General features: G+C 59.6%; 12 protein-coding genes. 4 read left to right on the forward strand and 8 right to left on the reverse strand.

Annotation, left to right across the window (positions count from 1 at the left end; translation table 11 throughout):
* Positions 1-63: 63 nt before the first annotated feature.
* Both HU749_RS12555 and HU749_RS12560 read right to left on the reverse strand, forming a co-directional pair.
* Positions 64-582, reverse strand: coding sequence for a transporter suffix domain-containing protein (locus HU749_RS12555; protein WP_186651945.1), 519 nt, complete (start codon positions 580-582; stop codon positions 64-66).
* Positions 583-721: 139 nt separating this feature from the next.
* The gene (locus HU749_RS12560) at positions 722-1231 is read right to left on the reverse strand and encodes an Lrp/AsnC family transcriptional regulator (protein ID WP_186651943.1); all 510 of its coding nucleotides are present in this window, start codon (positions 1229-1231) and stop codon (positions 722-724) included.
* A gap of 199 nt (positions 1232-1430) precedes the next feature.
* On the opposite strand from HU749_RS12560, the gene HU749_RS12565 reads away from it, so the two are divergent.
* From HU749_RS12565 to mdeB, 4 genes are all read left to right on the forward strand, one after another.
* On the forward strand, positions 1431-2447 hold the full coding sequence (locus HU749_RS12565; protein ID WP_003200489.1) for a 1-aminocyclopropane-1-carboxylate deaminase: 1017 nt from the start codon (positions 1431-1433) through the stop codon (positions 2445-2447).
* Positions 2448-2622: 175 nt separating this feature from the next.
* Positions 2623-3084 carry a transketolase gene (locus tag HU749_RS12570; RefSeq protein WP_079302827.1) on the forward strand — a complete coding sequence of 154 codons (462 nt, stop codon included), beginning with the start codon at positions 2623-2625 and terminating at the stop codon, positions 3082-3084.
* 56 nt (positions 3085-3140) lie between these two features.
* On the forward strand, positions 3141-3563 hold the full coding sequence (locus HU749_RS12575; protein WP_186651941.1) for a hypothetical protein: 423 nt from the start codon (positions 3141-3143) through the stop codon (positions 3561-3563).
* Positions 3560-6259, forward strand: a complete 2700-nt coding sequence (mdeB, locus tag HU749_RS12580; RefSeq protein ID WP_186651938.1) for an alpha-ketoglutarate dehydrogenase — start codon at positions 3560-3562, stop codon at positions 6257-6259. The genes HU749_RS12575 and mdeB overlap by 4 nt, the downstream gene beginning before the upstream one ends.
* A gap of 601 nt (positions 6260-6860) precedes the next feature.
* Here the strand turns inward: mdeB and HU749_RS12585 are convergent.
* From HU749_RS12585 to HU749_RS12610, 6 genes are all read right to left on the reverse strand, one after another.
* Positions 6861-7022 (reverse strand): nucleoid-structuring protein H-NS, encoded by a 162-nt coding sequence (locus HU749_RS12585; RefSeq protein WP_157803399.1) that lies wholly within the window; start codon positions 7020-7022, stop codon positions 6861-6863.
* Positions 7023-7170: 148 nt separating this feature from the next.
* On the reverse strand, positions 7171-8316 hold the full coding sequence (locus tag HU749_RS12590; protein WP_186652185.1) for a M20 family metallopeptidase: 1146 nt from the start codon (positions 8314-8316) through the stop codon (positions 7171-7173).
* Complete coding sequence (locus HU749_RS12595; RefSeq protein WP_186652183.1) at positions 8313-9737, reverse strand: M20 family metallopeptidase; 1425 nt, start codon at positions 9735-9737, stop codon at positions 8313-8315. The genes HU749_RS12590 and HU749_RS12595 overlap by 4 nt, the downstream gene beginning before the upstream one ends.
* A complete protein-coding gene (locus tag HU749_RS12600) occupies positions 9734-10723 on the reverse strand; it encodes an ABC transporter ATP-binding protein (RefSeq protein ID WP_186652181.1) in 990 nt (329 codons plus the stop codon). Before HU749_RS12600 ends, HU749_RS12595 begins: the two co-directional genes overlap by 4 nt.
* On the reverse strand, positions 10720-11736 hold the full coding sequence (locus HU749_RS12605) for an ABC transporter ATP-binding protein (protein WP_079301258.1): 1017 nt from the start codon (positions 11734-11736) through the stop codon (positions 10720-10722). The genes HU749_RS12600 and HU749_RS12605 overlap by 4 nt, the downstream gene beginning before the upstream one ends.
* A gap of 31 nt (positions 11737-11767) precedes the next feature.
* Positions 11768-12670: an ABC transporter permease gene (locus tag HU749_RS12610; RefSeq protein WP_186652179.1), complete on the reverse strand. Its 903-nt coding sequence runs from the start codon at positions 12668-12670 to the stop codon at positions 11768-11770.
* Between the last annotated feature and the right edge of the window lie 6 nt (positions 12671-12676).

Below are 12676 nucleotides of genomic sequence, written 5' to 3' on the forward strand. Positions count from 1 at the left end.
GTAAGTCATGGCGCTTCAAGAACAACTGACAGCGCGCCGGGGGGAGGCGATCCGGGCGTTGACTCAGACCGCGTCGGAGGCAGTGACCCGTGCGGTTCGGATAAACAGCGCGCGCAATTTCTCCCAGAAATTGCCACCCAGTACAAAGAAGCTGCCAACCAACAGTGCATCGCCCAGCAGTTGCAATGCCCAGCTATTGGGGCGCAGACCGGGCGCGAGGGTGTCGACATAGGGTTCGAGAAAGGAGCACACCAACGGCAAGCAGAACATCACCAGGCCAATACGGTGACGGGTGACGCTTACCTCCTGCTCAGCGCTGGGCACAAGGCCCGACACATAGCTGAACACATGCTGCTTGAGCTCTTGGAAACCCGCCTTGCCCATCACGGCGATCACCAGCAGCAACAACACCTTGTTGATAATGAACAGGGCGCCGGTGATAGCGGCGATGGTGGAGCGGGGCACATCCGCTGCCGCTGCCAGTGGCACCAACAACCACAGCGTGAGCATTAGACAAAGAATGGCGATGCCTAACTTGAAGCGCCATTTCGCGGACGTTGCCGGAGACTGTGCCGTGGTCATGCTGCCTTACCTTTCTTTAACATTGTTATTGGTTATGGTCTGGAGCGAGATTGAGCTTAGCAGCTGGATTGCCAACGCATTCAGTCGTGTCAGGTTTTCTGCGCATGCCCCCCGATGCCTGCTCGCTCTGAGTGGAGCCTCAAAGGGGGATGTGGGTTGTCGACAAGACCTGGCGCAAGCCCATGAACGAGCGAATCTGGCGAACCCCCGGCAGGTAAAGCAATTGCTCGGCGTGGAGCCGGTTGAAACTGTTGCTGTCCTTGGTGCGCAGCAACATGAAGTAGTCGAACTCCCCCGTCACCACATGGCACTCCATGCAGCCGGACACCTTTTGTGCGGCCGCCTCGAATGCGGCGAAGGATTCCGGTGTGGAGCGGTCCAGCACCACGCCGATCAAGACCACCATCCCCGCATCCAGCGCTTCATTGTCCAACAGGGCGACGATGTTCTTGATCAGGCCGACCTGCTTGAGCCGCTCGACGCGCCTGAGGCAAGCAGGGGCACTCAATTTCACCTTCTCTGCAAGCGCCACGTTGGAGATGGAGGCATCCCGTTGCAGGGCCTTGAGAATCGCGCGGTCGGTTCGATCCAGTGGCTGTGGCACTGTGGCCGTAGTGCTCGGCTTCTTGTGAGTGTTTGTTGCTCTCATATTGATTTCCACGCATTAAAAGTATGTTAGAGGTGTCTTCATGGAAATTATGTTTTTCCAAGTGATGGAAACTTGCAACACATATTTTTGGAATTCTTCTTAATATTGAACTCATCGAAGCCCCTCTGGAAAGAGCCTGGAATGCGGCCTTTTCCCTTTCGGTCTGGCGCTTGGATATCCCATATCAAGGAGCAGAGTCATGAACCTGAATCGTTTTGAACGTTATCCATTGACCTTCGGTCCTTCGCCCATCACGCCCTTGAAGCGCCTCAGTCAACATCTGGGCGGCAAGGTCGAGCTGTATGCCAAACGTGAAGACTGCAACAGTGGCCTGGCCTTTGGTGGGAACAAGACGCGCAAGCTCGAATACCTCATTCCCGAAGCGATCGAGCAAGGCTGCGATACGCTGGTCTCCATCGGCGGCATCCAGTCGAACCAGACCCGCCAGGTCGCTGCCGTCGCTGCCCACTTGGGCATGAAGTGCGTGTTGGTGCAGGAAAACTGGGTGAACTATTCCGACGCGGTGTATGACCGCGTCGGCAACATCGAGATGTCGCGGATCATGGGCGCTGACGTGCGGCTTGACGCCGCTGGCTTCGATATTGGCATTCGGCCAAGTTGGGAAAAGGCCATGAGCGATGTCGTGGAGCAGGGTGGCAAACCGTTTCCGATTCCGGCGGGTTGTTCCGAGCACCCCTATGGCGGCCTCGGTTTCGTCGGCTTTGCCGAAGAAGTGCGGCAGCAGGAAAAAGAACTGGGCTTCAAGTTTGACTACATCGTGGTCTGCTCGGTGACCGGCAGTACGCAGGCGGGCATGGTTGTCGGTTTCGCCGCTGACGGTCGTTCGAAGAATGTGATTGGTATCGATGCTTCGGCCAAGCCGGAACAGACGAAGGCACAGATCCTGCGCATCGCCCGACACACGGCTGAGCTGGTGGAGTTGGGGCGCGAGATTACCGAAGAGGACGTGGTGCTCGATACACGTTTTGCCTACCCGGAATATGGCTTGCCCAACGAAGGCACATTGGAAGCAATCCGACTGTGCGGCAGCCTTGAAGGGGTACTGACAGATCCGGTGTACGAAGGTAAATCGATGCACGGCATGATTGAAATGGTCCGTCGTGGCGAATTCCCCGAAGGTTCCAAAGTGCTTTACGCACACTTGGGTGGGGCGCCGGCGCTGAACGCCTACAGCTTCCTGTTTCGTAACGGCTAAGCGTAGAACTGCTTTTGGAGTCATCTGTGGGAGCCCCTGTGGGAGCGAGCTTGCTCGCGATTGAGTTGGTTCAGTGCCTACAGAGGTAACTGACAAATCGCTATCGCGAGCAAGCTCGCTCCCACAGGGAATTGTGTCAGCCTTTAGGCTCAGGAATCACGCCGGGAGCACCACCATGCATGCGATATCGCAGTCTGCAATCTGGGTGAAAGAACCGCTGGCGGATACCGGGGTCGTCATCGTGACCAGCGCCGCGTTGCCCAAGTACCTGATTGACAAGTTGCATATGGAGATCGACGACTGGGACCAGGTTGCTTATCTGGTGGTCCAGCAATCCAGGGCGTTTATGCTCGACTGGTTGCAGTTTGGGTCCAACCCGATAGATGCCGCGCCGGCGACCACCTGCCGGGCCAGTCAACTGCTGCGAGGCGTATCCAAAGGCTGCTTTTTACTGGATGTCGAAGTCAGCCCGATACCCCGTCTCACCTGGCTGGGATCAGTCTGCGGTCACCCACTGCGTGTCCTCAAACTGGAAGACGCAGCCTCCCATGCAGCGATCGATAAACAGGTGGAAGAGATTTTATCGGTGACCCGGACACTGGTGAAAAGCGGGTTGCAAGAGCGTTGTTTCATCTAGCGAAAGTCATCGCCACACACGCCTGAATTTATGACCCCAATGGAAAGGCCGCACTCATGAGCCGATCTGCCGACTGTCGTTCTAAAACCACGAAGTGGATGCGTGAACCTTCGAGCTGTACCCGCATCGTTGTCATAGTGTCCGCAATTGACAGTGATCATATTGACCTGATGCATCATGGGTTCAGCTGTTTTGACAATATCGCGCTGGTACAGGTCGAACCTTCGGATACAGGGGCTGACAGGTGCATTGAAGTACACGTAGCGGGGTGTGATTACAGCTTTCTCGTTTGCGGTGAACTTGAAGAGTATCTGTTGAACAATCTTTCCATTGGCAATCCGTGCATCTACCAGATAGGGCAAGACAGCTGGGCCGAGCGCTCCGTCATTGACGCGGTAGAGCAAGTCAAAAAACTCGCCCGATTGAGCTATTCGCGCCACCTTGAAGCGTTGCCCGACATTTGCAGGAGATGCCCATGAACCTGTCCGATATTCATGCCCAATGGCCGGGCCAGACCACTGAAGATGCTCAAGAAGTTGCTGAATGGCGGGACGCCTTGCTGTCGGTTATCGCCCATAGCGGCACGGCACAGGCCAAACAGATTCTCGACATGCTGGTGGCTGTGGCAAGCGCCTCGGACATCGATTGGCGGCCCAGCCATGGCACGCCTTACATCAATACCATCAGTGTTGAGTGCCAGCCGGTGTTTCCAGGGGACCTGGCTATCGAAGAACGGCTGGCCTCGATCATGCGCTGGAATGCGTTGGCCATGGTTGCCAGGGCCAACTACGCCTATGGCGAATTGGGCGGCCATATCGCCAGTTATGCCAGCGCGGCGGATTTGTTCGAAGTGGGCTTCAACCATTTTTTCAAAGCGCGAACCGAAAGGAGCGGTGGCGATCTGGTGTTCTATCAGCCGCACTCGGCGCCAGGGGTCTATGCCCGGGCGTTCCTCGAGGGACGCCTGGAAGAAAAGGATCTGCTGCATTATCGGCAAGAAATCGGCGCGCACGCCAAGGGTGCCCGAGGTCTGTCGAGTTACCCGCATCCTTGGTTGATGCCGGACTTCTGGCAGTTTCCAACAGGCTCCATGGGCATCGGTCCGATCAGCTCGATCTACCAGGCGCGCTTCATGCGCTACCTGGAGCATCGAGGCCTGCAAGACACCTCCGGGCGAACCGTCTGGGGCGTGTTTGGCGACGGGGAAATGGATGAGCCGGAAAGCATGTCGGCGCTGACGCTGGCCGCGCGGGAAGGGTTGGATAATCTGGTCTGGGTGGTCAATTGCAACCTGCAACGGCTGGACGGGCCGGTTCGTGGCAATGGTCGCATCATCGACGAGCTGGAGGCGTTGTTTGGTGGTGCAGGCTGGAACGTCGTCAAACTGGTTTGGGGCGCCGACTGGGACGGCTTGTTTGCGCGCGATGCGGATGGCGCGCTGGTCAAGGCGCTATCGAGCACCGTCGATGGCCAGTTCCAGACGTTCGCGGCAAAAGACGGGCGCTTTAACCGTGATCATTTCTTTGGCCAGAACGAGGCATTGGCGCAGTTGGCACAAGGCCTGACCGATGAGCAGATTGACCGCCTGAAACGCGGCGGTCACGACATGGTGAAGATCTTCGCCGCCTATCAACGCGCGTTGCTCGAAGGCAAGAAACCCACCGTGATACTGGCGCAGACCAAGAAGGGCTTCGGCATGGGCGATGCCGGGCAGGGCAAGATGACCGTGCACCAGCAGAAGAAGCTCGACAGGGAGGCGCTGATCGCGTTCCGCAATCGCTTCAACCTGCCGTTGACCGATGAACAGGCCGCCTCGTTGAGCTTCTTCAAACCCGATGAAGACAGTGCTGAAATGCGCTATCTGCATGAGCGTCGCCGTGCATTGGGCGGCTACATGCCATCGCGTCCTTCGACTGCCGAATCATTGGCGGTGCCTGACGTCAGCAGCTATGGCGCGTTTGCCATTGCTGCCGAAGGCAAGGAAATGTCCACCACCATGGCGTTCGTCCGAATGCTCAGTGGTCTGCTGCGGGACAAACAACTGGGCCCACGCATCGTGCCGATCGTGGCGGATGAAGCGCGTACGTTCGGCATGGCCAGCCTGTTCAAGCAGATCGGTATTTATTCCAGCGTGGGGCAGCGATATGAGCCGGAAGACATCGGTTCGATCCTGAGCTATCGAGAAGCGCTGGACGGCCAGATTCTTGAAGAAGGCATCAGCGAGGCCGGGGCGATCAGTTCCTGGGTTGCAGCGGCGACCAGCTATTCGGTGCATGGCTTGCCGATGCTGCCGTTCTACATCTATTACTCGATGTTCGGCTTCCAGCGCATCGGCGACCTGATCTGGGCGGCAGCGGATCAACGGGCCCGCGGCTTTCTGCTTGGGGCCACCGCCGGCCGCACGACATTGGGTGGCGAAGGCCTGCAGCACCAGGACGGCAACAGTCATCTGATGGCGGCGATGGTCCCCAACTGCCGTGCCTACGATCCGGCATTTGCCGGCGAGTTCGCGGTGATCCTGGATCACGGCATGCGCCAGATGCTGGAGCGTCAGGTGGACGAATTTTATTACGTCACCTTGATGAACGAAAACTACCCGCAGCCCAGCCTTCCCGAAGGCGTCGAACAGGCGATTATCAAGGGCATGTATCGGTTCACCCGGCATGAAGTCGAGGGTGCGCGTGGAAGTGTTCAGTTGTTGGGTTCCGGCGCCATCCTGCGCGAAGTGATTGCCGCCGCCGAGTTGCTGGCCAGCGATTGGGGCATCGACAGTCAGGTCTGGAGCGTTACCAGCTTTACCGAGTTGGCACGTGATGCCCGTGAAGTGGAACGCTGGAATCGACTGCATCCTGGACAGCCTTCGCGCCGCAGTCATGTCCAGGGGGCGCTCAACGACTCGGCGCCGATCATTGCCTGTACTGACTATGTTCGCGCCTTGCCGCAGTTGATCGCCAGTTATCTCGATGCCCGTTACACCGTACTTGGTACCGATGGATTTGGTCGCAGCGATACCCGTAGTCAGTTGCGCTGCTTTTTTGAGGTGGACCGCCACCAGATTGTCTTGAGTGCGCTGACTGCCCTGGTGCACATGGGGCGCCTCGATGCCAGTGTGTGTGCTGAGGCCATTGAGCGGTACGCCATTGATGTTGATGCGGTGGCCCCCTGGGACGCTTGATTTCAATAGGGGGGTGTATATCCGTTGCTGCGGTAACGGCCGCTTATGGTTCCGCTTTTACAGCGGGTCACTTTCGAAAAGCGCGAAAGTAACCAAAGCGCTTTTGCCCCACCACTTGGTGCCTCGCTTAGGCTCGGCATGCCTGAACGAAGGCATTGCTCCGTGGGCCGCCGCGAAGGGCCATCCATGGCCCAGCGCGGCTAACCCGGCATCCATGCCGGGTTGCCCACTGCGCAATACCTTCGTTCAGCCAGCGTGGTTAACGGGGCGCCCGAGATCAACGTCCACTGCGAGGCGGCCTGATAGCCGACCTGGTTCTTGGCGGACCGTGTTCCCCTGTGGGAGCGGGCTTGCTCGCGAAGGCGGTGCAGCAGTTTGCGGTGATGTTGGATGTGCTGGCCTCTTCGCGAGCAAGCCCGCTCCCACAGGTTTTGCGGTGTGCATGAGTTTTGTGTCTGCTGAAGATCCAATGTGGGAGCGAGCCTGCTCGCGATAGCGGTGGTTCAGCCACATCGGTGCCGAAATGTACCCCGCTCTTGCTCTTGCTCTTGCTCTTGCTCTTGCTCTTGCTCTTGCTTTAGATCTTGATCTGGGTGCCCCGTTAAACCACGCTGGCCGAACGCAGGCATTGCGCAGTGGGCATCCCGGCATGGATGCCGGGATAGCCGCGCTGGGCCATGGATGGCCCTTCGCGGCGGGCCCACGGAGCAATGCCGGAGTGAGGGCACACCGAGCCAAAGCGAGGTGCCAAGTGGTGGGGCATGAGCGCTTTGGTTACTTTCGCGCTTTTCGAAAGTGACCCGCTGTAAGAGCGGAACCGCCAGCCGCCGTTACCAAAAAAACGGATATACACACCACCCGTCCAGAAAAACGCGAATAGATTTCCTCCCCCCAAAAAAGCCTCAACTACCCTAGCCAACAGCCAGAATAGTCGCCACCAACGCCAGAGCCCGAGGCACCAGCGTATCCAGTTCCAGGTACTCACGTTCGGTATGAACCTTGCCACCCACCGGCCCCAGCCCACACAGGGTTGGAATGCCCAGGCTGGCGGTGAATCCGGAGTCAGCACAACCACCGGTGAACTCGCCCTCCACACTGAAACCCAGCGCCAAGGCCTTTTGTTGGTAGATCCGCAGCAGCCGTTCGCTGTGACGGGCTTCCATCGGCAGGAAAGTAGTCGCTTCCTTGAGGATGGCGCGGGTGCCGATCAGCTCTTCTTCCGCGACGATGTCCAGGATCGCGGTAAAAATCTGATCCCAGTGCTCAAGTTCGATGAAGCGCACGTCCAGTCGGGCAGAGGCGCTAGGTGCGACGGTGTTGCTGGAGGTGCCACCGGCTATCAGGCCAACATTGGTCGTGATGCCTGCCGCGTAATCGGTCAAGGCATGGAGCTTGACGATCTTGCGTGCCAGGGCTTCGATGGCACTGGCGCCGTCGGCATGGTTGACCCCGGCATGCGCCGCGCGGCCGCTGACTTCGATGATCAGCGTGGCGCCACCTTTGCGTGCGCTGACCACGTTGCCGCTGGCCCGGCCGGGTTCGGTATTGAGCACGGCACGGGCGCCACGGGCGGCTTTTTCGATATGGGTTCTGGCGCTGCCGGAGCCGATTTCTTCGTCTCCGGTGTACAGAACTTGCACCGGATAGGGCAACTCACCGGCGCGTTTGAGAGCCTTGAGCGCGAAGCAATTGAGCACCAGGCCGCCTTTCATGTCGGCGACGCCGGGGCCATAGGCGAGGTGGGCGTCACGACTGTAGCCGCGAGTCGAGGTGGTGCCTTTGGGGAACACCGTGTCGCGATGGCCCAGCAGCAGCACCGGCTTTCCAGAGGCGCCTGGTACTTCGGCGAGCATCACGTCGCCAAAATCATCGACCGGCATGCGCTTGAGCAGGATGCCGTCGGCTTCCAGTTCAGCCGCGAGCAGTGCGCCCACCGCGTCGACGCCCGCCTTGTCATAGCTGTTGGAGTCGGTGTCGACGATACGCTGCAGCAGCGCTTCCATGGCGTGGCGCTGGCCGGCAAGCCAGTCCAGCGCCTGTTGTGGCGAGTCGCTCATTGCGCCAGCTCCCGCAACTGATGTTCCTGAGTCAGGCGCGCCGCGTCGTTGCCCAGGTCCCAGAACAGACCAGCCATGATTTGCAGGCTTTCCTTGACCACCGGTGCCAGCAGGTGCTCGTTCGGCGCATGTTGCGAGCAGGCCGGGTACGAGTGCGGCACCCACAATGTTGGCAGGCCGAGCACGTCCGCAAACACGTCGTTGGGCAGCGAGCCCCCGAGGTTTGGCAGCAGCGCAGGTTTTTTGCCGGTGGTCTGTGTCAAGGAGCTGAGGGCCCAATTGACCCACGGGCTTTGCGGGTCCAGCCGAGTGGCATGCATCACATCGATGCGGCTTTGCTTGACCTCGACATTGCTGAAGCCATGAGCATCCAGGTGGGCACGAACAGCCGGGATAAAGGTCGTGTAGTCGCTGTTCACCACGAAGCGGATATGGCAGTGGGCATTGGCTTTACCAGGGATCGCATGCACGGGGGCATCCGGGTTTCCGGTCTTGAAGGCGATGACGTCGAGGGTGTTCCAGCCGAATACTTTTTCGCTCAGCGAGAGCTGCGGGTTACCCCAGTTGGCGTCGATGTCCGGATCGCCCGGTCCGCCACCCACGTCAATGTCGGCCAGTGCCTGGCGAACCGGCTCCGGCAGTGTCTCGGGCTGCAGGCCTGCCACCTTCACCCGGCCCTGTTCATCGATCATGCTTGCGATGGCATTGGCCAGAATGATGCCAGGGTTGGCCAGCAAGCCGCCCCAGTTGCCAGAGTGATGGGCGCCTTCGCGCAAATTGACCACCAGCTCGAAGTTGAACACCCCGCGTGAGCCGAGAAAAATCGTCGGTCGGGATGCCGCCAGGCGCGGGCCGTCCGAGGCGATGAAAACATCCGCCGCGAGCTCTTCGCTGTGGGCGGCACAGAACGCATTCAAGCCCGGCGAGCCTTCTTCTTCGCCCATTTCCAGCAGCAGTTTGACGTTAAAACCCAGCTTGCCGTCGCGAGCCTTGAGCGTTTGTTCCAGCGCGGTCAGGTTGATCAGGTGCTGGCCTTTGTTATCCGCCGTGCCGCGGCCGTACCAGCGATCGCCTTCGACGGTGACTTGCCACGGTGACAGGCCTTCACGCCATTGCGCTTCATAGCCGCGCACCACATCACCGTGGCCGTAGCTCAGTACGGTCGGCAGTTCTGGATGCTCAATGCGTGTGGCGATCATGAAGGGGCCGCGATCTGCCACCGGGTTGTCATAGATCTTGACGCTGAAGCCCATGGCCTTGACATGCGGGGTGATGAAGTCATTGAGGTAGCGATACAACTCGGGCTGGCTGTCCGTTGCCTGGCTTTCGGTGGGCAAGGCGACGCTACGTTCGAGCAGATTGAAAAAGGCGCCGTTGTCGAATTGCTCTGTGGTGTTGCTGATGGCCAATGAACGACTCATGAGTGGACAAGCTCCAGTGTTTGGGCAGGATTGTCGTGAAGGTGGCAACGCACGTTGCCCCCGATAATGGAATCATTGGCCGGGTAGGCCGTTTTGCACGGTGCGAAGCAGCTCGGGCAGCGCGGGTGGAAAGCGCAACCGGACGGCGGAGACATCGGATTGGGAAAGGTGCCGTGCAGGCCGATATCGGGAATGCCCAGGTGTGGATCGGGCGTGAGCACCGAATCCAGTAAGGCGCGGGTATAGGGGTGGCCGGGTTCAGCAAACAACGATTCGCGCGTACGCTCTTCGACGATGCGCCCCAGATACATCACCGCTACCCGGTCGGCGAGGTGTTCGATGACCGCGAGGTTGTGGCTGATCAGCAGATAGGTCAGGCCGAATTCGCGCTTGAGGTCTTGCAGCAGGTTGAGAATCTGCGCCTGCACCGACACATCCAGTGCTGAGGTGGGCTCGTCGCAGATCAACACATCGGGGCGCATGATCAGCGCCCGTGCGATCGCGACTCGCTGGCGTTGTCCGCCGGACAGCTGGCTTGGGTAGCTGTCGATCACCCGCTTGGGCAGGCCGACCACATCAAGCATTGCTTCGGTCTTCTTGCGCCGCTCGGCGGGGTTGCCGATGTCATGCACGATCAGCGGCAGGGTAATGATTTCGCGCAGGGTCTTGCGTGGGTTCAGCGAGGAATACGGGTCCTGGAATATCGGCTGAATGTGCCGGGACATTGCCTTGCGATCAGTCGCCGCCAGATGTCTGCCGTTGACCAGCACATCGCCGCTGGTAGGCGGCAGCAGACCGAGCAGTAGCTTGGCCAGGGTACTTTTTCCGCAACCGGACTCACCTACCAGACCGAGGGTCTCGCCCCGCATCAGGCGCAGGGAAACGCCATCTACGGCTTTCAGGGTGGCGGCGGGTTTGAAAAAGCCCTGGTTGATCCGAAACTCGCGGCGGATGTCACACAGCTCCAAAGCGATGTCTTTTTTCATGACCGTGCACGCTCCTGAAGGCGAATCGGTGCCGGGGCCGGTGCGGCGAACAGGCAGCGCGCCATGTGTCCGTCCTGTTCGACTTCGGGGATGTTCTGCGCGCAGGTCGGTATCGCCTGAGCGCAACGATTGCGGAACGCACAACCTTGCTGTTCGCCTACCAGGCTCGGCACCAGGCCTGGAATCGAACCCAGTGCCTCACCCGGTTTGGTCTGGCCAGGGATTGGAATGCTGGCCAGCAGACCACGGGTGTACGGATGCTGCGGGTTCTCGAACAGTTGCAGGGCAGGGGCGGTTTCGACGATTTCCCCGGCATACATCACCGCGACCCGATCGGCGATCCGTGCCACCAACCCAAGGTCGTGGGTGATGAAGATCACCGCCAGGCCGAGTTCTTTCTGAATGTCGCGAATCAAGCGCAGGATCTGCGCTTGAATGGTCACGTCCAATGCGGTGGTGGGCTCATCGGCGATGATCAGGTCCGGTTCGCACATCAACGCCATGGCAATGATCACCCGCTGGCGCAAACCGCCAGACAGTTGATGCGGATACTGCCGCAAGCGCTCGGTGGCATTGCTGATGCCGACTTTCTCCAGCATCCGCCCGGCGCGAACCAGGGCATCCTTGCGCGACACCTTGCGATGCCGGGTGAGCACTTCGCTGAGTTGGTCGCCAATGCTGTAGGCCGGGTTCAGCGAGGTCATCGGCTCCTGGAAGATCATCGCCAGGCGGTTGCCGCGCAGGTCGCACATGTGCCGTTCGCTCTGGCCGATCATGTCGATACCGTCCAGCGTCAGTCGGGACGCCGTGCGTTTGGCCTTGCGTGGCAACAGGTCCATCAGCGCCAGCGACGTCAAGGATTTACCGCAGCCGGATTCGCCGACGATGCACAGCATTTCGCCGCGCTCGACTTCAAAGTTCAGGCCGCGCACTGCATGCAGGGTGTCATCCGGCGTCGGGCTGTTGCCCATGGGGATATCCACGCGCAGGTTTTCTACATGGAGTAGTGCCATGTTCGGTACCCTCTATCAGTTACGGCGTCTATCAGTTACGGCCGTCGGGCAGGATCAGATCGCGCAGGCCATCGCCGACCAGGTTGATGCCCAGCACCAGAATCATCAGGGCGACACCGGGAATGGCGATGACCCACGGGGAAAAGAACATGTAGGGTTTGCCTTCGGCGATCATCAAGCCCCAGGACGGCGTTGGCGGCTGTACACCCACCCCGAGGAACGACAGTGCCGACTCCAGCAGGATCGCGTGGGCCATTTCCAGCGTTGCGACGACGATCAGCGCGCCGACCAGATTGGGCAGGATTTCGCTGACCAGAATGCGCAGGGTCGAGCAGCCCAGCGCCTGGGCCGAGGCCACATATTCAGCATCGCGAATCTGTTGCACCGAAGCCCTGACCACTACCGCGAAGCGATCCCAGAGCAGGCAGCCGAGCAGCACAATCACCACTTTCAGCGAGCCGCCCATCAGCGAGGCTGAGGCCAGTGCGACCATCACCACCGGCATCGCCAGCCGGGTGGTGATCAGGTAGCTGATGAACGCATCGACCTTGCCGCCGTAGTAACCCGCCAACAGCCCCATGACGGTGCCGATAAAGCCGGAAATAAGCGCCGCCGCAATGCCGATGAACAATGAAATACGTGCGCCGTAGATCAGTCGTGACAGGTAGTCACGGCCCAGCTTGTCGGTTCCCAGCACGTATTCCCAGGTGCCGTTGGCCATCCATACCGGCGGCTTCATACGTAGCATCACGTCTTGTGCATAAGGGTCATAAGGTGCCAGCCACGGCGCGAAGAGTGCTCCCGTGAAGATGATCAGCAACAACACCGTGCCGATGGCGAAACCACGATGACGAAAGCTCTTGCCAAGTACTCGGCTCAGGCTGCTGGGGGGTGGCAGGTAGTCACTGATCGCGAGGGTAGTGGGGGTGCTCATGTAAGC

It is taken from the genome of Pseudomonas ogarae, from assembly GCF_014268695.2.
In the GTDB taxonomy this organism is placed as follows: Bacteria; Pseudomonadota; Gammaproteobacteria; order Pseudomonadales; family Pseudomonadaceae; genus Aquipseudomonas; species Aquipseudomonas kilonensis.

Bases quoted from the DNA above. Each gene is read 5' to 3' on its own strand.
- HU749_RS12565 (WP_003200489.1), top strand. From the start codon at position 1,431: ATGAACCTGAATCGTTTTGAACGTTATCCATTGACCTTCGGTCCTTCG.
- HU749_RS12555 (WP_186651945.1), bottom strand. From the start codon at position 582: ATGACCACGGCACAGTCTCCGGCAACGTCCGCGAAATGGCGCTTCAAG.
- HU749_RS12560 (WP_186651943.1), bottom strand. From the start codon at position 1,231: ATGAGAGCAACAAACACTCACAAGAAGCCGAGCACTACGGCCACAGTG.
- HU749_RS12575 (WP_186651941.1), top strand. From the start codon at position 3,141: ATGAGCCGATCTGCCGACTGTCGTTCTAAAACCACGAAGTGGATGCGT.
- mdeB (WP_186651938.1), top strand. From the start codon at position 3,560: ATGAACCTGTCCGATATTCATGCCCAATGGCCGGGCCAGACCACTGAA.
- HU749_RS12590 (WP_186652185.1), bottom strand. From the start codon at position 8,316: ATGAGCGACTCGCCACAACAGGCGCTGGACTGGCTTGCCGGCCAGCGC.
- HU749_RS12605 (WP_079301258.1), bottom strand. From the start codon at position 11,736: ATGGCACTACTCCATGTAGAAAACCTGCGCGTGGATATCCCCATGGGC.
- HU749_RS12585 (WP_157803399.1), bottom strand. From the start codon at position 7,022: ATGCCCCACCACTTGGCACCTCGCTTTGGCTCGGTGTGCCCTCACTCC.
- HU749_RS12610 (WP_186652179.1), bottom strand. From the start codon at position 12,670: ATGAGCACCCCCACTACCCTCGCGATCAGTGACTACCTGCCACCCCCC.
- HU749_RS12595 (WP_186652183.1), bottom strand. From the start codon at position 9,737: ATGAGTCGTTCATTGGCCATCAGCAACACCACAGAGCAATTCGACAAC.
- HU749_RS12600 (WP_186652181.1), bottom strand. From the start codon at position 10,723: ATGAAAAAAGACATCGCTTTGGAGCTGTGTGACATCCGCCGCGAGTTT.
- HU749_RS12570 (WP_079302827.1), top strand. From the start codon at position 2,623: ATGCATGCGATATCGCAGTCTGCAATCTGGGTGAAAGAACCGCTGGCG.